This window comes from Fictibacillus sp. BK138 (assembly GCF_004216955.1).
Classification (GTDB): Bacteria; Bacillota; Bacilli; order Bacillales; family Fictibacillaceae; genus Fictibacillus.
Genome location: NZ_SGXL01000001.1, coordinates 275,338 through 296,414, shown reverse-complemented (window position 1 = coordinate 296,414; position 21,077 = coordinate 275,338). Strand labels below are relative to the sequence as shown.

The 21,077-nt window shown below is 44.2% G+C and carries 21 protein-coding genes; 2 read left to right on the top strand and 19 right to left on the bottom strand.

Annotated features, from left to right (window positions below):
• Positions 1 to 9 precede the first annotated feature (9 nt).
• The 18 genes from EV282_RS01520 to EV282_RS01435 all read right to left on the bottom strand — a co-directional run bounded on the left by EV282_RS01520 (position 10) and on the right by EV282_RS01435 (position 18,067).
• Positions 10 to 711, bottom strand: coding sequence for a YetF domain-containing protein (locus EV282_RS01520; RefSeq protein ID WP_130293163.1), 702 nt, complete (start codon positions 709 to 711; stop codon positions 10 to 12).
• 1 nt (position 712) lies between these two features.
• The gene (locus EV282_RS01515) at positions 713 to 1,423 is read right to left on the bottom strand and encodes a DUF421 domain-containing protein (RefSeq protein WP_130293161.1); all 711 of its coding nucleotides are present in this window, start codon (positions 1,421 to 1,423) and stop codon (positions 713 to 715) included.
• 128 nt (positions 1,424 to 1,551) lie between these two features.
• Positions 1,552 to 3,225: a M4 family metallopeptidase gene (locus EV282_RS01510; RefSeq protein WP_130293159.1), complete on the bottom strand. Its 1,674-nt coding sequence runs from the start codon at positions 3,223 to 3,225 to the stop codon at positions 1,552 to 1,554.
• 481 nt (positions 3,226 to 3,706) lie between these two features.
• Entirely contained in the window at positions 3,707 to 3,853 is a 147-nt protein-coding gene (locus tag EV282_RS01505) for a lmo0937 family membrane protein (RefSeq protein WP_130293157.1), read from the bottom strand.
• 335 nt (positions 3,854 to 4,188) lie between these two features.
• Positions 4,189 to 5,499 (bottom strand): UDP-N-acetylglucosamine 1-carboxyvinyltransferase, encoded by a 1,311-nt coding sequence (murA, locus tag EV282_RS01500; RefSeq protein WP_130293155.1) that lies wholly within the window; start codon positions 5,497 to 5,499, stop codon positions 4,189 to 4,191.
• A 30-nt stretch (positions 5,500 to 5,529) separates the two neighbouring features.
• The gene (locus EV282_RS01495) at positions 5,530 to 6,273 is read right to left on the bottom strand and encodes a YwmB family TATA-box binding protein (RefSeq protein ID WP_165389314.1); all 744 of its coding nucleotides are present in this window, start codon (positions 6,271 to 6,273) and stop codon (positions 5,530 to 5,532) included.
• 107 nt (positions 6,274 to 6,380) lie between these two features.
• A complete protein-coding gene (locus tag EV282_RS01490; protein WP_130293151.1) occupies positions 6,381 to 6,614 on the bottom strand; it encodes a DUF1146 family protein in 234 nt (77 codons plus the stop codon).
• Between the two features lie 495 nt (positions 6,615 to 7,109).
• Entirely contained in the window at positions 7,110 to 8,645 is a 1,536-nt protein-coding gene (gene nuoN / locus EV282_RS01485) for an NADH-quinone oxidoreductase subunit NuoN (protein WP_130293149.1), read from the bottom strand.
• Between the two features lie 3 nt (positions 8,646 to 8,648).
• A complete protein-coding gene (locus EV282_RS01480; protein WP_130293147.1) occupies positions 8,649 to 10,166 on the bottom strand; it encodes a complex I subunit 4 family protein in 1,518 nt (505 codons plus the stop codon).
• On the bottom strand, positions 10,163 to 12,040 hold the full coding sequence (gene nuoL / locus EV282_RS01475) for an NADH-quinone oxidoreductase subunit L (RefSeq protein WP_130293145.1): 1,878 nt from the start codon (positions 12,038 to 12,040) through the stop codon (positions 10,163 to 10,165). Before nuoL ends, EV282_RS01480 begins: the two co-directional genes overlap by 4 nt.
• Positions 12,041 to 12,058: 18 nt before the next feature.
• A complete protein-coding gene (gene nuoK, locus EV282_RS01470) occupies positions 12,059 to 12,373 on the bottom strand; it encodes an NADH-quinone oxidoreductase subunit NuoK (RefSeq protein ID WP_130293143.1) in 315 nt (104 codons plus the stop codon).
• Positions 12,370 to 12,882: an NADH-quinone oxidoreductase subunit J gene (locus tag EV282_RS01465; protein WP_130293142.1), complete on the bottom strand. Its 513-nt coding sequence runs from the start codon at positions 12,880 to 12,882 to the stop codon at positions 12,370 to 12,372. Before EV282_RS01465 ends, nuoK begins: the two co-directional genes overlap by 4 nt.
• Positions 12,879 to 13,298 carry an NADH-quinone oxidoreductase subunit NuoI gene (nuoI, locus tag EV282_RS01460; protein WP_077360573.1) on the bottom strand — a complete coding sequence of 140 codons (420 nt, stop codon included), beginning with the start codon at positions 13,296 to 13,298 and terminating at the stop codon, positions 12,879 to 12,881. The genes EV282_RS01465 and nuoI overlap by 4 nt, the downstream gene beginning before the upstream one ends.
• A 299-nt stretch (positions 13,299 to 13,597) precedes the next feature.
• On the bottom strand, positions 13,598 to 14,599 hold the full coding sequence (gene nuoH / locus EV282_RS01455; RefSeq protein WP_130293140.1) for an NADH-quinone oxidoreductase subunit NuoH: 1,002 nt from the start codon (positions 14,597 to 14,599) through the stop codon (positions 13,598 to 13,600).
• Complete coding sequence (locus EV282_RS01450; protein WP_130293138.1) at positions 14,599 to 15,699, bottom strand: NADH-quinone oxidoreductase subunit D; 1,101 nt, start codon at positions 15,697 to 15,699, stop codon at positions 14,599 to 14,601. Before EV282_RS01450 ends, nuoH begins: the two co-directional genes overlap by 1 nt.
• A 3-nt stretch (positions 15,700 to 15,702) precedes the next feature.
• Positions 15,703 to 17,190, bottom strand: a complete 1,488-nt coding sequence (locus tag EV282_RS01445) for an NADH-quinone oxidoreductase subunit C (RefSeq protein WP_130293136.1) — start codon at positions 17,188 to 17,190, stop codon at positions 15,703 to 15,705.
• Complete coding sequence (locus EV282_RS01440; protein WP_066293864.1) at positions 17,187 to 17,702, bottom strand: NuoB/complex I 20 kDa subunit family protein; 516 nt, start codon at positions 17,700 to 17,702, stop codon at positions 17,187 to 17,189. Before EV282_RS01440 ends, EV282_RS01445 begins: the two co-directional genes overlap by 4 nt.
• The gene (locus tag EV282_RS01435) at positions 17,693 to 18,067 is read right to left on the bottom strand and encodes an NADH-quinone oxidoreductase subunit A (RefSeq protein WP_130293134.1); all 375 of its coding nucleotides are present in this window, start codon (positions 18,065 to 18,067) and stop codon (positions 17,693 to 17,695) included. The genes EV282_RS01440 and EV282_RS01435 overlap by 10 nt, the downstream gene beginning before the upstream one ends.
• Before the next feature lie 226 nt (positions 18,068 to 18,293).
• Between EV282_RS01435 and EV282_RS01430 the strand changes: the two genes are divergently transcribed.
• Entirely contained in the window at positions 18,294 to 18,491 is a 198-nt protein-coding gene (locus EV282_RS01430) for a hypothetical protein (RefSeq protein WP_130293132.1), read from the top strand.
• A gap of 33 nt (positions 18,492 to 18,524) precedes the next feature.
• Entirely contained in the window at positions 18,525 to 18,911 is a 387-nt protein-coding gene (locus EV282_RS01425; RefSeq protein WP_130293130.1) for a DUF1722 domain-containing protein, read from the top strand.
• Positions 18,912 to 19,242: 331 nt separating this feature from the next.
• Here the strand turns inward: EV282_RS01425 and EV282_RS01420 are convergent, their stop codons facing one another.
• Positions 19,243 to 20,907, bottom strand: coding sequence for a glycerol-3-phosphate dehydrogenase/oxidase (locus tag EV282_RS01420; protein ID WP_130293128.1), 1,665 nt, complete (start codon positions 20,905 to 20,907; stop codon positions 19,243 to 19,245).
• Positions 20,908 to 21,077 lie beyond the last annotated feature (170 nt).

The following is a 21,077-nucleotide window of genomic DNA, read 5'->3' as shown; positions in this document are numbered from 1 at the left end:
TACCCTGCTTTATTTTTTCGATACATACAACTTTTTGTGTTGATCAACAGTCGCCAGGTACACGGACTCTACACGGTCAACTTGATGCGTCTTCAAATTTTCTTTTAGCCACGTCAGGTCTACTTCAGCTTTTTTCAGATTCTCTTCAAAAAGATTCCCATCATTAATCACAACTAACGGAATCTCAACAGGGGATGCGGCAACTTTCACATCTGATGGCGTCACAGGATCATGCGCACTGTATTTCATGATACTTAACTGCCCGTTCGGCAGCATGCAATACCTGACTTCTGAAATATTAAACACTTTTCTGATTCTAAGTTCAGCCAGCAAGAGATCAATGTTCATAAAGTGCTTTTTCAGATGTTTCTTGACGATTTTCCCGTCATCGATCAGAAGAAGTGGTTTTCCGTTAAAAAAGTGGGCAAAAGATCTGCTCTTCAACGAAATCAGACTAAGGAGGGTATGCCAGAAGAATAGTGTTAATATGGGTGTGATTGTTCGTGTAAAGGTCACCTCTCCATCTAATAAAGGTGAAACCGTTAGTGCCCCTAGAATCCAGATCAGTGCAAAGTCAAAGGTAGTCATCTGGCTGAAAGATCTTTTTGACACAAACCTTCCAACCAAAAAAACGATCATCCCTACCAGGATGGTTCTAAACACATAGCCCATTAATGTAATGTCTTTTAGTTCACCAAAAACTTGAGGCATCTTAATCCCCCTGCTTGTTTATGTATAGTGTTCCACCAGGTGTAAGAATCCCCACAAAAACATCTTTGACCGCGTAAATATTAAACTTCTTGAGCTGCTGGTCTACCCACTCGCTGTCTAGATTATTTTTCTGAAGCACCCGCTTATCCAGTTTTCCTTCATAGATCAAAAGCTGAGACAGCTCATTTGGAGTGGTTGGAATCCCCATAGAAGACTTTGAAACAGGCTGCTCTTTACTGTCGATTGCGACACTAAAATCTCCTGTTGTTTCGGCAGCTAGATATTTTACTTTTTCAAGATTAAAAGCATCTTTTACTCTTAAAATGGAAAACACATTGTCTAGCGTAAGCCTTGTTTTCTTTAAGTTTTTCTGAATGATCTTACCGTTTTTCACGATAATCGTTGGAGTTTGGGATATCACGGATGGGAACTTGAGATAACCGAAATAGGACATAAACAGCATGAAAATGGTATAAACGATGATTATGGCAAAGGCATCGATCGGCCGCGATTCAGGAACCACGATTCGGGTTGCAGAGATATGACTTATTCCAGCTGCCATGATGAAATTATAAGGTGTCGTAATAGCATTTTGCTTAAAACCCATTGCTTTATCTGACGCAAATAATAAAAAATACAGCAAGGAAGTTCTAAAGATTTGTTCGATTATGCTTAAATCTTCTGCTTGAAATAACACTTCTTTCAGGTTCATGATTCATCTTCCTTCTATGAAACAAAATCTACATCTCTATCTGTTAAACTTCCCATTCTTTCATTTATTATTGAACAACGATAAAAAAAACCTGATCCTCACATGGAAGATCAGGGGTTTACGGTTATTTAGTTTACGCCTACTGCATCATAAGATTTTTTAACAGCATTTACTTCAGCTGATGTTGCACCATATAGGTCAGATGCCGCTTGAACAAGAGCCGCTCTCGCTTGGCTGAAGTTAGAAGAAGCCGTTAAGTAAACCGTGTTTGCTCTGTAGTAGATCGCTCCCACTTTATCGTTTCCGATCGCAGGAACCGTCACACCGTAATGCGTTCCGCCAACTGCCAGCAAGTATGCTGCTTTGTTGATGATTCCGCTGTTAATGTGCACGCCGCCGTTATCTCCTGTTCCTGTGTAGCGAACAGAATAATGGTCAGGATCATTGTATTTTGTTGGATCACTCATCGAACGAAGTGCATCGCCATTCGTTCCTGGCGTGTAGATGTCTTCACCGATCTCATAATCCGGGTTGTTGTTTTCATGATGCTCTACTAGCGTTCCGAAGATATCAGACATCGCTTCGTTTAAAGCACCTGACTCATTCTGATAGATCAGATCAGAGGTGAAGTCGGTAACCGCATGTGTTAATTCATGCGCTACAACATCCAGTCCGCCGGATAGTGAAACGAATGTTGTACCGTCTCCATCTCCGTATACCATCTGCTGGCCATTCCAGAATGCGTTGTTGTAGCTGCGTCCGTAGTGGACAGAAGATTTAAGCGCTGCCCCTTTATTGTCATAAGAATTGCGGTTAAATACTTGTTTATAATAATCATAAGTCGCACCTGCATAAGCGTGAGCATCTACAGCCGCTCGGTCATAGGAAGCATGGAACTGGTTATCCGCATCCGCCCAAAGACTGCCTGGAATCTGCTGGCGGTTCTTTGCATCGTACGTGAATACACCGTTTCCTCTTGTGTTATCCTGCAGGTAGTATGTTCCGTTTGATAAAATCGTGTTCAGCGACTTCGTGTCACCAAGGACACCCGTTCCAGAACCAACAGCATCAGTTCCGACTAATGTACCTCCACCGCCTCCAGGAGGTGCTTTTGTGCCCCCGTTCGCTTCATCCAGATCGTTGTAAGAGTTAAGAATCTTTCCTGTTTTCGCGTCAACAAAATAATTGTAGTTCCCTGGTTCAGGAGATAAGAAGTTCAAGTTTACGAGATACGCATAAGATGCTTTGTCTCCTTGTGTGTAAACCACTAAATCTGAAGTTGGATCTGCTTCATATTCAGGTGTGAAGCCCAAATCTGCAACAGCTGCTTCAACTGCTTTGGAAGCCGTGATCTTTTTCCCAAACCCTAGTCCTGGCTTGTCCTGTAGATTCGGAACCACTGTTCCAGAGAATACTAGAAGTTCTCCTTGATCATTCACATGTGCCACTTGTGTAGAGCCCCAAACAGGTACTCCTTTATATGTTTGCTGCAGGCGGACCATTTGGCGCCCAAGCTCATCTTTTGTTACGGATTTTACCGTGAAAGCCTCATTGGCTTTTTGGCTTCCAAGTTTGAAAGTCTGGGATTCTTTTTGAATGTATGAAAGAACGACATCTTTCGCAGATTTGCTTGATGCCTCAGACAATTTACCTGATACGAATGATGGCGTACCCGTTAAACTGTTAAATTGCTTTGTCGATAAAACGTTAACCGGTGAATCTGCTGATGCTTGTCCTCCTGCTAGCGGACTCACTGCCAACCCAAGTGCTAAACCCCATGCTGCAAATTTCTTATTGTTCATCCCTGTTCAATCCCCTTTGCTTTATGTAATTTTTTTGAAGCCAGTGGATTCATATTACCATCATTTATTTTATTTTCAAACTATTTTAAAAATTTTGATTATAACGTACCATTTGAAAGCTTATTTTTAATAAAACAGGAGAATAGAACTACTTTTTGGCATTATTTAGTTCGGTTTACGGTACGTGTTCTTTTATCTGTTACACGTTCACGCAAAAAGCAGAGGTTTTCACGCAAACAAGGTTCCGTTTCACGCAGGAATCATGAGTTCCACGCCTACTCCCCTTCGTTTCACGCAGAAAGAGATTGTTTCCACGCAGACGCACAAAATGCTCCCGTTGAGTGCTTCTACATCTGTAAAAAAATAAAAGCTGGACCACAAGAAGGTTAGCTTTTTACGAATTTCTTTTTAATTTTACTAATAAAACCTCTATTAAAAACAAAAAAGCCAGCCATCATGGCCAGCTTTTCATTGAATAAAGCTATTTCATTTTTCTGCCTTTAAAGAAGTTTAAGAGGAACACGATCACAGCGATGACGAGTAAAATATGTATGATTCCGCCAGCTACTTTAAAGATTACACCTAGTAACCAAAGTACGATTAATATTCCGATTATGGTCCAAAGCATGAGTTCGACATCCTTTCAAATGGTTTTCGTGCAACTAGTTATAGATTTCCCGAACCGCTATCGTTATAAACGCTTTTACAACAAAAATGAAAGGATGCTTTCTAAAAGATGGTTGCTTTAGAAGTATTTTGTTCAACCTCTTCTTAGCTAAGTTGATTGGAGCGTAAGGTGCGAGACTCCTACGGGACGAGCGGTCAGGTGGAGACTCCTAATGGCGCATAGCGGCAGGAGGCTCACCGCACGCCCCGTGGAAAGCGAGCAACCTGGAGCGGAAATCAACCCCATTCACAGCATAAAAAAGAACCCTCTTATCGAGGATTCTTGGATTAAAAATATTAAGCTAAATTACTTTTTAATGATTGCTCTTTCGCTGGTGTTGTTTCTACACCTTCGTTTACACGTTCGATGTCAGCACCTAGTGCAGCCAATTTTCCAGTAAAATCAACGTATCCACGGTCAATATGCTTCAGTTCCGTTACACGAGTGTAACCTTCTGCAACAAGCCCAGCAAGTACTAAAGCAGCACCTGCGCGAAGGTCTGTTGAAGCAACCTCTGCACCTTGAAGATTTACAGGTCCGTTGATTACAGAAGAACGGCCTTCAATTTTAATGTCACCATTCATGCGGCGGAATTCTTCCACGTGCATGAAGCGGTTCTCAAACACAGTTTCCGTAATTACACTCGTTCCGTTTGCACGGAGCAATAGTGCCATCATCTGCGACTGAAGATCAGTCGGGAATCCTGGGTGAGGCATTGTTTTGATATCAACCGGCTTTAATTCACGAGGTCCGCGAACACGAAGTCCGTTGCCTTCTTCATGAATTTGAACACCCATCTCTTCCATTTTTGCGATCAAAGGACGTAAGTGTTCAGCGATCGCATTTTCAATTAATACGTCACCTTGTGTAATCGCAGCAGCTACCATATAAGTTCCTGCTTCGATACGGTCTGGTACAACCGAATGCTCAGCACCAGCTAGCTCTTCAACACCGACAATGCGGATCGTGCCAGTTCCTGCACCGATGACAGTAGCTCCCATCGCGTTCAGGTAGTTTGCTAAACAAACGATTTCTGGTTCTTTTGCGGCATTCTCAATAACGGTTGTTCCTTCAGCAAGTGTTGCTGCCATCATGATGTTCTCAGTAGCACCTACACTTGGGAAGTCTAGATAGATCTTAGCGCCTTGCAAGCGGCCGTCGATTTTTGCTTCGATAAAACCGTTGCCGATCTTAACACTAGCACCCATTGCTTCGAAACCTTTAAGATGCTGATCGATCGGACGTGATCCGATTGCGCATCCTCCAGGAAGTGCAATACGAGATAATCCTACACGAGCAAGCAAAGGTCCCATAACTAGGAATGATGCTCTCATTTTACGGACATACTCAAATGGTGCTTCCGTCTTTAATTCACTTGTAGCGTCTACATGGATCTGCCCATTTTCGAAAGCTACATCAATATTTAAATAGCGTAATACTTCATTAATCGTAAAAACATCAGCAAGAGTGGGCACCTCTTTTATAGTACTCGTGCCTTTACTGGCTAAAATGGATGCTGCGATGACAGGAAGTACGGCATTCTTAGCTCCTTCAACACGTACAGAGCCCTCTAACCGCCTACCACCACGGACAATGATTTTTTCCAACGATATTCCCCTCCGCGTCCAATTTGTATATTAATATTCAGACGTAATTATTGGTGTGCCAATTGTGACAGTAGTTTTACTGCCCAATCCTTCAGATCTTAAAGCCACCTGAAGATTCATTTTATTTTGATGACCGGTATAAATCGCTTGTTCCCACTGTCCAGTATATGCAGATAGTGACACAAACGTCTCTTCCTTTAATTCCTCTACAGAAACGCCAGAAAAAGCTTGTACCAATTCATTTGCTTGCGAATACAAATCAACCACCATTTTATCACCGTATGTACCGGTAACACAAGAGAAAATTTTGGGATTTCCTCCTACAGAATTTTCAATACGGTCATCCAACAAGCGTCGAATTTCTTTCCAATTCTGATTTGTATTTACAAGTCCTTCAACCGCATAAATAAAATACGATGCAGTTTGCTCTTTTTGGGGGTATGTGATGATGGTGACCTTCTCCGTTAGACCAAGTTCATCATGCTGAAACTTTCCAGTCATTTTGTAATGTCCAGCCTCATCTTCACTTGCCGCCCAGCTAAATTCAGGATAATTACGCTTAAGCTCTTCTGCTTGTTTTAAATACCCTAGTCCTTTAGATGTAAAACCTAATTCTCCATTAAAATACATGGTCCATTTGTCAGGTTCTGCACCTTTTTCTTTTAAAACGTCTATTATATATGCTACTTCATTTGTTTGATCGTCTTTTGCATATCCAGATGAAACCATAATAATAAGCAAAATTGCTGTAATCGTCATTGTCCATTTTTTCATCCCCAGCACATCCTCTCTATTTCTCATTGTTGCCAAAGAGAGAAAGGATATCCGTGGAACTTGTAGTCATATTCCGACAATTCCGTTAATGGAACTTTGCTGCGGAACTAACCAAATAATTGACTCAGATTGGTGGAATACTGTAGATACTTTAAAAAGAAATCACTGGCTAGACTTGCGAGGCTGATTACCATTAAGATGTATAGCACTCTCGCCTGCATGATCTTTCCTTTTTTGATCCATTTGTCAAAATGGATTGCCTGCATGGCCCACCAAGCAATAACAAGAAACAATAGATGTACGATTATATGTAATAAAGCCTGTTGTCCTACTGGAATCATAAATCAACTTACCCCCTATTACATATTTCGACAACTTTAAGCATAATTCTTTCTTCTCATTAAAAAAAGATACTTTATCCCTACTTTTTCCTTATGAAAGCCCTTACTTTTCAAGTGTTCAAAAAGTTGTAACGATTTTGGATCTGAAAATTTTCTACATACTATTTAGTCGTATAAAAATGGGCAGAGTTACGGGAGTTTCGGCTCATTTTTATAGATTTTTTTAGTCGTGTAAAGAAGTGTGTTTGTATGAAGGATTTTAATGTGATCTGTCCGCCTTAAACATACACTTAACTAGTTATTTTAATCGTGATTAAAGAATCGCACATTATTTTAAAAAAACGCACATTAAATGAAAAAATCGCACGTTAGCCTATACGAATCACACGTTATTTTTGAAATACACGATTTTCGACAAACAGCCCCATCCACCACTCCTAACCTGAACATAAAAAAACCCGCTAAGGTCAACTAGTAACCTTAACGAGCAATTGGTCAATGATCGTGCGTATGAGTATCAACGGCTTCGATATTCATAAAAAACTCATTAATATCAAAATTCCCATAAAAGAAATCCAGTGCGAGATCTGGCATTACACCAAGGACGACCGTGGATACCGCGCAAAAAGCGAGTACGGCTGCCATGCCTGATGGAACAGAAACCTTCGCCCCTTCATCATCCCTGAAAAACATCACCGCGATTACATTAAAGTAGTACACATATGAGACGAGCGTGGTTGCCATCATTACGGCTGCTAGCCAATAATGAGCGGGCTCCAGTCCAAGAGCTCCCATAAAGATTCCGAACTTCCCGACGAATCCAGCGGTGATCGGGATTCCTGCCAATGATAAAAGGAAAAACGTCATTGGTACAGCGAGCCAAGGTGATCGTTTAAACAACCCCCTGAAAATACTGATGTCGTTTGATTTTTCCTGTGCGGTTAACACCTGAATAATCGTAAATGCTCCAATATTCATGAACAGATACGCTAATAGATAGAACCAGATCAGTTCGAATAAAAGCGACGAGTTCGATACAAAGGGAACGAGTATATAACCTGCTTGTGCTATAGACGAGTAGGCGAACATCCGCTTGATGTTTCGTTGGCGAAGTGCCGTTACGTTCCCGATGATCATTGTGGCAGCTGCAAGTATCATGACATACGGCTGAACTTCCAGCAGCAATGATTCACTATCGATTCCAGGTGCTGCGATAAACGTGATGATGATAAAACGCAACAAGATCACGAATCCCGCTGTTTTTGAGACAACACTCAAGAATGCAGTGACCGGAACCGGTGCTCCTTCATACACATCTGGTGCCCACATGTGAAGTGGTGCTGCTGCAATTTTAAACGTAAGCCCGGCAAACGTGATAAGAAATGCGAACATCAATAAAAATCCGTGCTTCAGTAATTCTGGATTCTGCATATTCTGTGCGATCAAAAACAGATTCGTCTCACCTGTCAGACCGAATACATAACTCATTCCGAACAACGTGATCGCCGTTGCAATTCCGCCAGAAACCACATATTTAAACGCAGATTCGTTGCTTCGCTTATTGCGTCTTTCAAGCCCTGCCATGATATAAGAAGAAAGAGAGAGAAGTTCAAGACCGACAAACAAGGTGATCAAGTCTGCACTTGAAGCCATCATCATAGCCCCTAATAGAGCAGACAGCAGCAAATAGTAGAATTCTCCGCGGTTCTCTTCAATGTCTTCTTTTTTGTAGTTGGATGCTAAGACCAAAACAAGCAATGTTCCGAGCAATAGCAAGATCTTGAATGCTTTCGAAAAAGAATCAAGCCGGTACGTATCATACAGAATGGATGTTACTTCTGTATCCAGCTGCATGAAGATCGCAGCAAGTGCACCGAGAACTCCTGCCCCGGCAAGCCATGCCAAAGGTTTGCGGCTCGCTTCTTTTTTCATAAAAAGGTCGATCACTGATAGCAGCGTCGCAACACCAAGTATGATAAATTCAGGAGCCATGGCGCTCCATTTAAAGGATAATAACGTATCTAGATCCATCGATTAGCCCCCTAACCCTAGCAGAATGGCATCTAATGTTGGTCGGAGCATATCACTTAACCATGCTGGATAGATTCCGATAAAAAGAATCGCTGCGAGGAGCACGAACGCCGGAACCCGCTCTGACGAAGTTAAGTCACGCGGTTCATGCAGTTCTTTTTCAGCACCAAACGTGATTGCCAGCACAGCTCTCAACACATAGACCGCTGTTAAAATCAGGCCGAGAGTTCCCACTGCAGCGAGCACTGGCATTTTTTCAAACAATCCTAAAAAAGCCATGAACTCGCTGATGAATCCGGACATTCCCGGAAGACCAAGTGATGCGAGACCGCCAGCTAAGAATACCCCTGCCAGAATCGGCATCCTTTTCGCCACTCCGCCAAATGCACTTAACTCAGAACTGCCTGACCGTTCATATAAAGCACCGACTAAGAAAAACAGCAGTGCTGAGATCAACCCGTGAGAGACCACTTGGAAAACGGCACCTGTCATCCCTGATTCGTTGCCGGCAGCTAGACCGATCAGCACGATTCCCATATGCGAAACGGAAGAATAAGCGAGTACGCGTTTGACATCGGTTTGGGTTAAAGCTAAAAACGCTCCGTAAAGCAGGTTGATCACACCGAGAAGTCCGATCACAAAGGCGAGTGACTTGAACTGATCAGGAAACATGCCAGCTCCAAACACGATCACTCCGTAAGCTCCAATTTTCAACAAAATCCCTGAGTGGATCATAACGATCGCCGGCGGCGCCTGAACGTGCACACGGACCATCCATGAATGCAGCGGGAAAACCGGCAGCTTCACGGCAAACGCAACGAGCAGTGCAATCAGCATTCCCATCTTAAAGCCTTTTGTAATAAACAGCTGATTTAGTTCTGCTTGCGGTAGTGAAAACGTGTAAGCAAGCTGTTCGAAGTTCATCGTGCCTGTTTTCATGAAAAGCGCGACGAACACGATAAGAAGAATCGCTGAACCGACTCCGTTATAGATCAAAAAGCTATAAGCCGCTTTCTCTCTTTCTAAGTAACCCCAGCGTCCGATCAAGAAAAACATCGGGATGAGCGTGACTTCAAAGAAAATAAAGAACAAGAAAAGATTTTGAGCGGCAAACACGCCGAGCATTCCCATCTCCAGCAGGAAGAACAAAATGAAGTAGCTTTTCCAGTTTTGTTTGATGGAGAAAGAAGCGATTGCTGCCAGCACGGAAACGACAGCGGTCAAGAGGATCAGCACCATCGAAAGTCCGTTAACCCCTATTTCATAAAAGATCGGATAGCTTACCTGACCTTTTGATTGAAAAACTTCATAAGAGATCCAGCTGAATTTCTCCGTCAGCTGCAGCCCTTCTCCTCCCATTTTGAATGCTGAGAGGACGACAAGCGCGATGCCTAATGGAAAAAATGTTCCTAAAACACCAAGCCATTTAATCGATTTTTCGTCTGTGGATGGTACAAACATGAGTACCAGCACGCCTAACAAAGGGGAAAAGATCAAGATGGAAAGAAGCCATGCGTTCATGAGAAATACCCCCCTGTCAATGCCACGATAAGCAATAAAATCACGATTCCAAAGATAGCCGCTGTTCCGTAGGACTGCACCTGGCCGTTCTGCAGACGCGAGCCGATCTTGCTAAGTCCTTGAACACCGTTCGTTACAGCTGTTACGAGTCCATCCACAACATAGCGGTCAAAGAGAACACCAAGCTTGCTCAATGCTCTTGTTCCTTTTACAACGGTTTGATCATATCCTTCATCGATGTACCACTTGTTGTAGATGACCTCCGCAAGACTAGGAAGCGACCTCGTAATCCAGTCTCTGGAAAGAGTCCCTTTTTGATAGATCAAATAAGCAAGACCGATTCCTAAAGCGGCAGCTAGTGTCGCCAAAAGCGGGATCCACGCAGGTCCATGGTGGTCGCCATGCGGCAGGTCAACAGGTCCTTGAGCCAGGTAATCGGATAAAAAGGTTCCAAACCACGTTGTGTTCAAGTAACCCGCAACGACCGCTAACACGCCAAGCACGATCATCGGGAATGTCATCACGCCTGGTGATTCGTGAACGCCTTTTTGCTCATGTTCTTCGCCGCGTGCTTCCCCTGTAAACACGAGGAAAAACAAACGGAACATATAGAACGCCGTCATGAATGCAGCGATGACAGCGAGCCAGAACAGCCCGTACTTGCCGTCTGCATAGGTGCTTGCCAAAATCTCATCTTTTGAGAAGAATCCGGATAAAAGCGGAACACCTGAGATCGCGAGTGCCCCGATCAAGAAGAGCGGTCCCGTTACCCGAAGCTTCTTCCAAAGTCCGCCCATTTCTTCGATGTTTTGTGTATGTACAGCATGAATGACACTTCCTGCTGCTAAGAACAGCAATGCTTTAAAGAAAGCATGTGTCGTCAGATGGAAAATTCCAGCCACATAGCCTGATGCTCCGAGCGCGAGCATCATGTATCCTAACTGGCTGACAGTAGAATATGCTAAAACGCGTTTGATATCTTTTTGCATGAGACCGATCGATGCTGCGAATATCGCTGTCAATCCCCCGACAACTGCAACAACCGTCAATGCTGCTTCTGATGCTTGAAAGAGCGGATACATCGCTGCTACTAAGTACACCCCAGCTGCTACCATCGTGGCAGCGTGGATGAGCGCCGAAACGGGTGTCGGACCTTCCATCGCATCCGGTAGCCATGTGTGAAGCGGCAGCTGACCTGATTTCCCGACCGCTCCTACAAAAATACAAAGCGCCGTGAGTGTCAGCATCCCTGATGAGATGTCGCCATTTTTTACAGAAGTAAAAATCTCGTCATATTCGAAACTGCCAACCTGCCAAAATAGCAAAACCATCCCGATAAACAGACCAACGTCCCCGATACGGGTCATGACGAAGGCCTTTTTCGCAGCGGCCTTTGCTTCTGGCTTAAAATAATAGAATCCGATCAATAGAAACGAACCGAGTCCGACTAGCTCCCAAAACATATATAGCTGTAATAGATTAGGAGATAGAACCAGTCCGAGCATCGCGAATGAAAACAATCCTAAATAGGCGAAGAATACCGGGAACCGTTCGTCCCCGTGCATGTACCCTTTCGAATAAAGGTGTACTAAAAAACTGACGAGTGAAACGATGACGAGCATGAGCGCGTTCAGTGGATTTACCTCAAATCCCATTGTGATCGCCCGCTCGCCGATCTGAAACCATGTTCCTTCCGTCTTTATCCCCTCACCTTGCCAGACAGCTAAAAATACGCCGACAGACATGACGAGCGAAACTCCTGTTAAAAGCACTCCAATCCAAGCGGTGCTTTCACTTTTGGATTTTCTGAACAGCAATAAAAGAATGAAGGATAAAAGCGGGAACAACGGTATAAGCCAACTCATCTGCAACATAATTGTCCATCTCCTCTCTTATCGCTTCATCGTATCCATTTCATCCACATTTACCGTTTGACGGTTGCGATACAGCGCGATCAGGATCGCAAGCCCGACTGCCGCTTCTGCAGCCGCTACCGTAATGGTGAACAAGGAGAAAATCTGTCCGGTAAGTCCCGGATTAATCGAGTATTTCGCAAAAGCTACTAAATTAATATTTACGGCATTCAGCATCAATTCTATTGAAATAAGCACGATAACCGCGTTTCGTTTTGTAAGTGCACCGAACAAACCGATGCAGAACAGAATCAAGGCAAGCATCAAGTAAGCTGTTAAAGGTACAGCGCTCATTTTTTTGCCTCCTTCTCATCATCGGCGCGTTTGGCGAGGATAATGGAGCCGATCAGTGCTACCAAGAGCAGAACTGATGTTAGTTCAAAAGGGATGACGTAATGGGAATACAGCTCGATCCCGATCTTTTTCGTATTATCAACGTGCAGTTCCACGTCCTGCTGGCCGAAGTTTAAGTCCTTGATCTTTCCGTACATGATCAGAAAGAAAAGACCGATCGCAAGGCCTGTCAGTATAATTTTCAGCCGCGGTGCCCGTTTCTCTTTTTCCTGATGCCTTGTCAGCATGATTCCGAACAGCATGATGATCGTAATGGCACCAGAGTAGATCAGCACTTGAACAACTGCTACGAATTCAGCAGACAACGTAATATAAATACCTGCAATCGCAATAAAAGTAAAAATAAGAGCGACAACCATGTGTACGACATTTGTCAGGTTGATCAGAAGAACACCGCCGGTAATCGCTGTCAGCGCTAGCAGGAAAAAAGCTATCATTTCACCGGTCATGCTTTGTTCTCCTTTCTGACGTTCTCATCGTTTTCGTCCAGCCACTCCAGATTCTTAAACAGATCGTCCCGGCTGTACTCGGCGAGTTCAAACTGGTTTGTCATGACAATCGCTTCTGTCGGACACACTTCCGTACAGAGATCACACAAAATGCATATTTCAAAGTTGATATCATACGTATCAATGATTTTTCCTTTTTTTGCTGGATCCGGATGCGGCTTACCCGTTAACTGGATGCAGTCTGTCGGGCAGATCTGTGCGCATTGGTTGCACACGATGCACTTTTCCGGATAAAACTTTTGGATACCGCGGAAACGGTCAGGCATTTGGATCGGCACGTCCGGGTAACTTGTCGTTACGTTTTGCTTCGTCAAGTTCTTAACGGTGTAGCTTAAACCTTTCACAAGACCTTTCATCCTGAGATCACGCTCCTTATGCTTTGGTCTATCTATTGAGTGGGCGATTTTGTTGAAGATGCTTCGCTGCTTTTGAAAGTGTTGATTTCCGCTCCAGGTTGCTCGCTTTCCGGGGGGTGTGCGGTGAGCCCACTCGTCGCTTTGCGACATTGAATGGTCTCACCTGTCACACTGATCCCCCAGGAGTCTCGCACCTTGCGCTCCAATCAACTTTTCAATGAAGTTGTTTACAAAACCATAACTTGCAAGGTAAATATGATAGATTCAACCTCAAACTAGCAAAAGCGAAGTCCTCTTTTTTATAAAAATAGTTCCTTTACTGCTGCACTTACGAAGATATTCAGCAGTGCTAGCGGTAGAAGGACTTTCCATGCAAAGCCCATCAGCTGATCAGCACGGAGTCGTGGAAGTGTTCCGCGAATCCAGATCATGAAAAATACTACTAGACTGAATTTCAAGCCGAACCATAACATGCCTGGTATGAATCCTAAGAACGGGATCGGCATCCATCCTCCGAGAAAAAGTACCGTTGTGAGTGATGCCATCGCGAACAGGTACACGTACTCTGTCAGCATGAAGAACGCCCAGCGGAAGCCGGAGTATTCTACGTGGTAACCGGCAACGAGCTCTGATTCTGCTTCTGGCAAGTCGAACGGCGTACGGTTCAGCTCGGCGATCGAGGAGATCAAAAAGACGAAAAATCCGATCGGTGTCAGAAAGATGTACGCGATATTTTCTTGTCCTCGTACGATGTCGTTTAAGTTCAGGCTGCCTGCAAAAAGGATAACTCCGATCACCGAGATAACGAGCGGGATCTCATACGAAATCATCTGTGCCGCAGCACGCATGCCGCCGAGTAATGAGTATTTATTGTTAGACGCCCAGCCGCCCATCAGGATTCCGATCGTTGATATCCCTGAGATGGCTACATAATAGAGCAGGCCGACGCCAAGATCTGCGAACTGCATGTTTTCCGAGAACGGAATCGTCGCGAGCACCATGAACGCCGGTGCGAACGCGATGACCGGAGCCAGTATAAACAGCGGACGGTCAGCAAGTTTTGGAATGGTATCTTCTTTTATTAAAAGTTTAAAAACGTCAGCAACGGTTTGCAGGAGACCGAATCTTCCCCCAACCCGGTTCGGTCCTGTACGCATCTGCATGAATCCGAGCACTTTACGCTCGGCTAAGATCGCGTAAGTTACAAATCCCAACACGGTCATAAGCAAGGCTGCACCGAGTGCGAAGAAGATGGCCACATGCGTCCAGCCAGGCTGTGCGTATAATATATCCTCCATCATCAGCCATCAACCTCCCCGAGCACAATGTCGATTCCGCCTAAAATCGTTATCAAGTTGGAAATGTTTTCGCCGACTAAAAGCTTAGGCAGAATCTGCAGGTTGTAGAAAGAAGGTCTGCGGAACTTTAAGCGGTAAGGTTCTTTTTTACCCTCGGACGCGATGTAGCAGCCAATCTCTCCCCGCGGCGATTCAATTCGGACGAATGCTTCACCTTTTGGCGGCTTGATGATTCTTGGCACTTTTGCCATGACAGGACCTTCTTCAGGGAATTGTTCAACAGCTTGTTCTAAAATCTTTAATGATTCTTCTATTTCCTGCATGCGGCACTGATAACGCGCCCATGCATCGCCTGTATGAAACACCGGGACATCAAAATCAAATCGTTCATAGATCGAATAAGGCTCATCTTTTCTTAGATCCCAACTCGTGCCGGTGCATCTGAGGTTCGCTCCGCTCAATGAATAATCGAGTGCTTCTTCCTTCGAGTAATAGCCGATTCCTTTTACACGGTTCAAGAAGATTTCGTTTCCTGTCACTAGATCGTGATAGCCTGCGAGTTCTTCTCTCATATATGGAATAAAATCGCGAACCTTCTCGATCCAGCCATCCGGCGCATCCCATTTCACGCCGCCGACACGCATATAGTTGAACGTTAGTCTCGCGCCGCAAATTTCGTTCAGCATGTTGATGATTGCTTCTCTTTCACGGAACGCGTATAAAAACGGGCTCATCGCACCAATATCGAGTAAATATGTACCGAACCAAACGAGGTGGCTCGCGATTCGACCGAGTTCCATCACAATCACGCGCAAGTATTCGGCACGTTCAGGAATCTCGAGACTCATCATCGTTTCAACGGCATGGCAGATCACATAGTTGTTCGTCATCGCCGCCAAATAATCCATTCGGTCTGTGTACGGGATGATCTGTGTATATTGCAAGTTTTCAGCAAGCTTTTCAGTCCCGCGGTGCAGATAGCCGATTACAGGTGTTGCTTCAATAATCGTTTCACCGTCGATCTTTAGTACGATCCGGAATACGCCGTGTGTACTTGGATGCTGAGGTCCAACGTTGAGGAGCATCTCTTCTGTTCTGATCATTGTCTACACCTCCACGTCATGCGGTTCGTAATCTTTTCTGAGCGGATGGCCAACCCAATCATCTGGCAGCATGATGCGTGTTAAGTTCGGATGACCTTCAAATTGGATGCCTAAAAGATCATACGTTTCACGCTCTGGCCAGTTTGCGCCTGCCCATAACGGGGTAATAGATTGGGTAACGGCACTATTTCTGTCTATTTTTACTTTTAACGCAACCGATTGGCGGTTTACATACGAATATAGATGGTTATACACTTCAAAATGTGTTTCAAAATCTGTCCCATGCATTTCAGACAGATAATCAAAACAAAGCTGATCGTTGTGTTTTAAAAACTCAGCGACTTTGTAATAAGTATCGGGTTTTGCGACTAATGTCGGCACGTCTTTTGAGAGTCTGTTGATGTAAGCATCTTCTAACGTCTCTTCTCCTAAGTGCTCTTTGATGACTTTTATGTAGGTATCGAGGATCGGCTGGTTTGGAGATGGTTTTTCTTCTTCTGCTGGTTCTGCTGCAGCACCTTTTGCGTTTGCTGCGGCACGCGCTTTTGCAGCGGCAGCGGCCTTTGCTTTCGCGGCGGCGATGGCTTTTGCTTTTTCATCGTCACCGGCTGGAGCTTCTCCGCCCGCTTCTCTTGCTGCTTTTGCTTTCGCGGCTGCGGCTGCTTTCGCCTTTGCTGCTGCAGCGGCCTTCGCTTTTGCTGCTGCTTTTGCTTTTTCGTCGTCGGATGCTGGTTCTCCACCCGCTTCTCGTGCTGCCTTTGTCTTCGCGGCAGCTGCTGCTTTCGCCTTTGCAGCTGCAGCGGCCTTTGCTTTTGCTGCTGCTTTTGCCTTTTCGTCGTCGGAAGCTGGTTCGGATGCTGTGTCTCCACCTGTTTCTCTTGCTAGTTTTGCCTTTGCGGCAGCGGCTGCTTTGGCTTTCGCAGCTGCGACAGCCTTCGCTTTTGCTGCTGCTTTTGCCTTTTCGTCATCACCGGCTGGTTCGGTTGCATTCCCTTTTTCCGACTGGCGTTGTTTTGCGAGTTCAAGCGCCTTTGCCTTTGCTTCTGCAGCGGCCTTCTTTTTAAGTTCTTCTTTTGTTAATTCTGGTTCTGACGTTTCATCAACTTTCGCCTTTTCCGCCTGACGTTGTCTTGCTAGTTCAAGCGCTTTTGCCTTCGCTTCAGCTGTTGCTTTCTTTTTCAGCTCTTCTTTTGTTAATTCTGGTTCTGCAGCTGGTACGGTTGCTTCTTCAGCTTTCGCCTTTTCCGCCTGGCGCTGTTTCGCAAGCTCAAGCGCCTTTGCCTTCGCTTCAGCTGCAGCCTTCTTTTTCAGCTCTTCTTTTGTCAATTCAGGTTCTGCAGCTGGTTCGGTTGTTTCTGCTGCTTTTGCTTTTTCTGCCTGACGCTGCTTTGCGAGCTCAAGCGCCTTTGCCTTCGCTTCAGCTGCCGCTTTTTTCTTTTGTTCTTCTATCGATAACCCCTCATTTGGGTTTTGCTCATTTTTGTCGGTCATTCGCTCATCACCTTCTTGCCGGTCTTCGCTTCATAACGGATTTTTTCCTGAAGCTTGTTGATGCCGTAAATAAGCGCTGCTGGATTTGGCGGGCAGCCTGGTATGTACACGTCAACAGGGACGATCTGATCGACCCCTTTTACAACGGCATATGATTTGATATATGGACCGCCTGCGGTTGCACATGAACCCATCGCGATAACCCACTTCGGCTCAGGCATCTGCTCATACAATCTTTTTAAAACAGGTGCCATTTTTTTCGTAACCGTTCCGGACACGATCATCACATCAGATTGACGCGGTGACGTACGGAAAATACTCCCGAATCGATCTAAGTCATAATGCGATGACCCCGTTCCCATCATCTCGATCGCACAGCAAGCGAGTCCGAATGTCAGTGGCCAGAGCGAGTTGCTTCGTGCCCAAGCTTTGACTTGTTCGAGTGTTACCATGAAGACATTGCGTTCCAGCTCTGAACGTTCTTCTGCCGTAAGCTCCCATTTTATGTCCATTTAAGCACCTTCTTTTTCCAAGCGTATACGAGACCTAACGTTAAAAGAACAACGAATATTCCCATTTCTATCAGGGCAAATACACCTAGCTCTTCATAAGCGACCGCCCATGGATATAAAAACACGGTTTCAACATCAAAAATTACAAATATAAGCGCAAACAAATAATAGCGGACATTGTATTGAACCCAGCTTTGGTGAAAAGGTTCGATTCCGCTTTCGTAAGTGGTGTATTTTTCTGCCGACGGTTTATACGGACGCAGAATACGACCCGCTGTCAAAGCGACTACCGGCAACAGGATCCCTAAAAAAAGAAATACAGCCACGATGAGGTAATTGTTCTGATATAAATTGTAAAAATCCATTCTGACTACCCCCATAAAAACTCAGAATTTTTCAAATTGTGTAACCGCTTCAATTATAACAAATTCCATTTTTTGTGTCGATGATGCCTTTTGTGACTTACCTATGAACTATAAAAATGTTGTATTCTTATTTTTCTATAGAAATGTTCATAATCCTGTAAATTTTTGCATGTGAATCGCTGAAAGTTAGGAGTATGATAAAAGTGAAAGAGGAGGTTGATTGAATATGGACTTTTGGTGGATTGCTTATTTCTTAATTGTTGTGATTTCAATAGCAGGATTAGTGGGAACAATCATGATCTCCAGAACGCAGGATGAAAAATACGGAAGTTCCACAAAACAGAACCTCGTTCGTTTAACAGCCATTTACGCTGTATTGATTCTTGTTTCATTAGTGGCGCTTGCTCTGTACGTCTATATTTAATAAAATGCCTAAAAAGAGGATGTGATCTCGATTTTGAAAAAAGAGACCGAACTGCTTTGGGCTAGTGAAAAGTATTCTGTGATGGCCAAGGGCTATAATTACTATAAAGATATTCAGGGAAAAATGAGAGAAGCACAATTTGAGAAAGATTATGACGAGATCCAAAAGCTGATCTCTGAATATAAGTTAAAACGTTACGATAAAAAAGCACTTATCAATACATTGGAACATATCTGGGGTTACTTTAAAAAAGAGGCAGAAGAAGTTGATAAAAAGCACTTTTTTTCACTGTTGGATGAGTTGAAGCGAGTTGAGGAAGAGCACTTTGAAGAGATTCCTTATGAAATTCAGCTATATTTGCAATATCTGCTTCAAAAATACCCGTCAGACTACTTAAAACAATCTACTTTTATAAAATAGTAAGGATGCTGCCCGGCGTTTTAAGGCTGCATCCTTTTATTATGTAAAAAGTGATGCAATTTTCGCTGACTGAAACTGTTGTAGTTATATACCCAAACTGGTATCCATCCCAATAATCCCACGTTAGATCAAAAAATCCCACATTAAATTGATTTTTCCCACGTTAAATGAAATAATTGCACGTTATTTTAAAAATAACCACGAGTCGACATACCACGACAAATTTCGCCGGCTATAATACCGCTATATACCCTCCCACACTCACCTAACCACCACCTATACAAACAAAAGAGCCACCCCGCATTCAAACGGGATAGCTCTCAACACAACTTTATTCGTTAACCGGCTCAACCGATAATCTCAGCTGCTCTTCAAATTCTGCTGCGTAATCACGCTTCTGTTCGTCATTCCAGCCTAATTTATCTGCCATGCAAATAATTACGTTTTCCTTCCACTTGTACACCGTATCGATGTCAAAGTATAGAGCGGAAATACGGCGGATCAAGAAGTCAGATGGAGTTGAAGTCATCTCGTACTCCAGCGCATATAGAAGAGATGCGTATAGACTCTTCGGCAAGTTATATTTTTTCGCTTCCTCACCGTGCTCTTTCATAAATCCATAAACTACATCAATATTCGTTCCGTAACGCTGAACTAGTTCACTAGCTTTTGCTTCATCAAGTCCTAATCCTAGACCCTCTTGCACTTTCGTACGTAAAAAGTCTCCGAAGTTCACGCTGCCGCCCATTTTACCCCCGGACAGTTCCAGGTGCTGTGTTCTGCAGTCTGGGAACTTTGCATCCTCTTCGTCTGCAAGCTGGTCACGAACGATATCGACTACTTTTTCCGCCATTTTTCGGTATCCTGTAAGCTTTCCGCCTGCGATCGTCAATAGACCTGACGGAGAGTGGAAGACTTCATCTTTTCTCGAAATTTCAGATGGGCCTTTTTTCGGCTCATGAATCAACGGACGCAGCCCTGACCATGAGGACTCAACATCATCACGGGTAACCTTCACTTCTGGGAACATAAAGGAGATCGTGTTGAGGACGTAATTTAGATCTTCTTCAGTCATACCTGGGTTTGCAAGGTCTCCTTTATAGTCCGTATCTGTTGTTCCGACATACGTTTTGCCCGCTCTCGGAATCGCGAACACCATGCGGCCGTCTTCTGTGTCGTAATAAACAGCCTGTTTGAGCGGGAACTTCGACTGATCGATAACAAGGTGGATCCCTTTTGTATGGTGGATCTCTTTTCCTGTTTTCGAGCGGTCTTCCTCGCGGAGTTCATCGACCCAAGGGCCAGTTGCATTCACGATTTTCTTTGCATAGATCTCATGCACTTCGCCAGTCAGCTGATCTTCAACTTTTACGCCGACTGCTTTTTTTCCATTATAGATAAAACTTGTAACCTTCGAATAGTTAACCGCTGATGCACCACGGGCAACGGCCTCTTTCATGATCTCAAGAGTCAGGCGAGCATCATCTGTTTTGTATTCTACATAATAGCCGCCGCCTAGAAGACCGCTCTTTTTCAATAATGGTTCATGCTTCAATGTATCTGAAGCTGAGAGCATTTTTCTTCTTTCTTTTTTCTTAACGCCTGCTAAAAAATCGTATACTTTTAAACCGATCGATGTGGAGAATTTACCGAACGTTCCATTTTTATAGATCGGCAGAAGCATCCATTCTGGTGTTGTGACGTGCGGGGCGTTCTCATACACAATAGCGCGCTCTTTTCCGACTTCTGCTACTAGCTTCACTTCGAATTGCTTCAGATAACGCAGTCCGCCGTGAACGAGTTTCGTTGAACGGCTTGAGGTTCCCGCTGCAAAATCCTGCATCTCAACGAGCCCAACCTTCATTCCGCGCGTCTGGGCATCGAGCAGTATACCTGCTCCTGTAACACCGCCGCCGATTACGAGCAGATCGAGCTTTTGTTTTTTCATATTATCCATGATTGTATCTCTATTATAGGTTGAAAATGCTGCTGTCATTTTCCTCTCACTCCTTCTGTTAGAACCGCCGGACCTGTAAGGCTATGGGTAGTTTTCCCGTAAATTTGCGCTGCAACACGCAGAATTCAAGATCGATGCGTTTTTTGGCGCAAAAAAAGACCACAAGAACCCCGCAAGTGTTTACGAGGTTTTGTGGTCTCTCCTGATCT

Bases quoted from the DNA above. Each gene is read 5' to 3' on its own strand.
- EV282_RS01505 (WP_130293157.1), bottom strand. From the start codon at position 3,853: ATGCTTTGGACCATAATCGGAATATTAATCGTACTTTGGTTACTAGGT.
- EV282_RS01515 (WP_130293161.1), bottom strand. From the start codon at position 1,423: ATGAACCTGAAAGAAGTGTTATTTCAAGCAGAAGATTTAAGCATAATC.
- EV282_RS01445 (WP_130293136.1), bottom strand. From the start codon at position 17,190: ATGACCGACAAAAATGAGCAAAACCCAAATGAGGGGTTATCGATAGAA.
- EV282_RS01490 (WP_130293151.1), bottom strand. From the start codon at position 6,614: ATGATTCCAGTAGGACAACAGGCTTTATTACATATAATCGTACATCTA.
- EV282_RS01420 (WP_130293128.1), bottom strand. From the start codon at position 20,907: ATGACAGCAGCATTTTCAACCTATAATAGAGATACAATCATGGATAAT.
- EV282_RS01480 (WP_130293147.1), bottom strand. From the start codon at position 10,166: ATGAACGCATGGCTTCTTTCCATCTTGATCTTTTCCCCTTTGTTAGGC.
- nuoL (WP_130293145.1), bottom strand. From the start codon at position 12,040: ATGTTGCAGATGAGTTGGCTTATACCGTTGTTCCCGCTTTTATCCTTC.
- nuoK (WP_130293143.1), bottom strand. From the start codon at position 12,373: ATGAGCGCTGTACCTTTAACAGCTTACTTGATGCTTGCCTTGATTCTG.
- nuoN (WP_130293149.1), bottom strand. From the start codon at position 8,645: ATGGATCTAGATACGTTATTATCCTTTAAATGGAGCGCCATGGCTCCT.
- EV282_RS01450 (WP_130293138.1), bottom strand. From the start codon at position 15,699: ATGATCAGAACAGAAGAGATGCTCCTCAACGTTGGACCTCAGCATCCA.
- EV282_RS01435 (WP_130293134.1), bottom strand. From the start codon at position 18,067: ATGGATTTTTACAATTTATATCAGAACAATTACCTCATCGTGGCTGTA.
- EV282_RS01465 (WP_130293142.1), bottom strand. From the start codon at position 12,882: ATGACCGGTGAAATGATAGCTTTTTTCCTGCTAGCGCTGACAGCGATT.
- EV282_RS01430 (WP_130293132.1), top strand. From the start codon at position 18,294: ATGGACTTTTGGTGGATTGCTTATTTCTTAATTGTTGTGATTTCAATA.
- EV282_RS01520 (WP_130293163.1), bottom strand. From the start codon at position 711: ATGCCTCAAGTTTTTGGTGAACTAAAAGACATTACATTAATGGGCTAT.
- EV282_RS01495 (WP_165389314.1), bottom strand. From the start codon at position 6,273: ATGAAAAAATGGACAATGACGATTACAGCAATTTTGCTTATTATTATG.
- EV282_RS01510 (WP_130293159.1), bottom strand. From the start codon at position 3,225: ATGAACAATAAGAAATTTGCAGCATGGGGTTTAGCACTTGGGTTGGCA.
- nuoI (WP_077360573.1), bottom strand. From the start codon at position 13,298: ATGAAAGGTCTTGTGAAAGGTTTAAGCTACACCGTTAAGAACTTGACG.
- EV282_RS01440 (WP_066293864.1), bottom strand. From the start codon at position 17,702: ATGGACATAAAATGGGAGCTTACGGCAGAAGAACGTTCAGAGCTGGAA.
- nuoH (WP_130293140.1), bottom strand. From the start codon at position 14,599: ATGATGGAGGATATATTATACGCACAGCCTGGCTGGACGCATGTGGCC.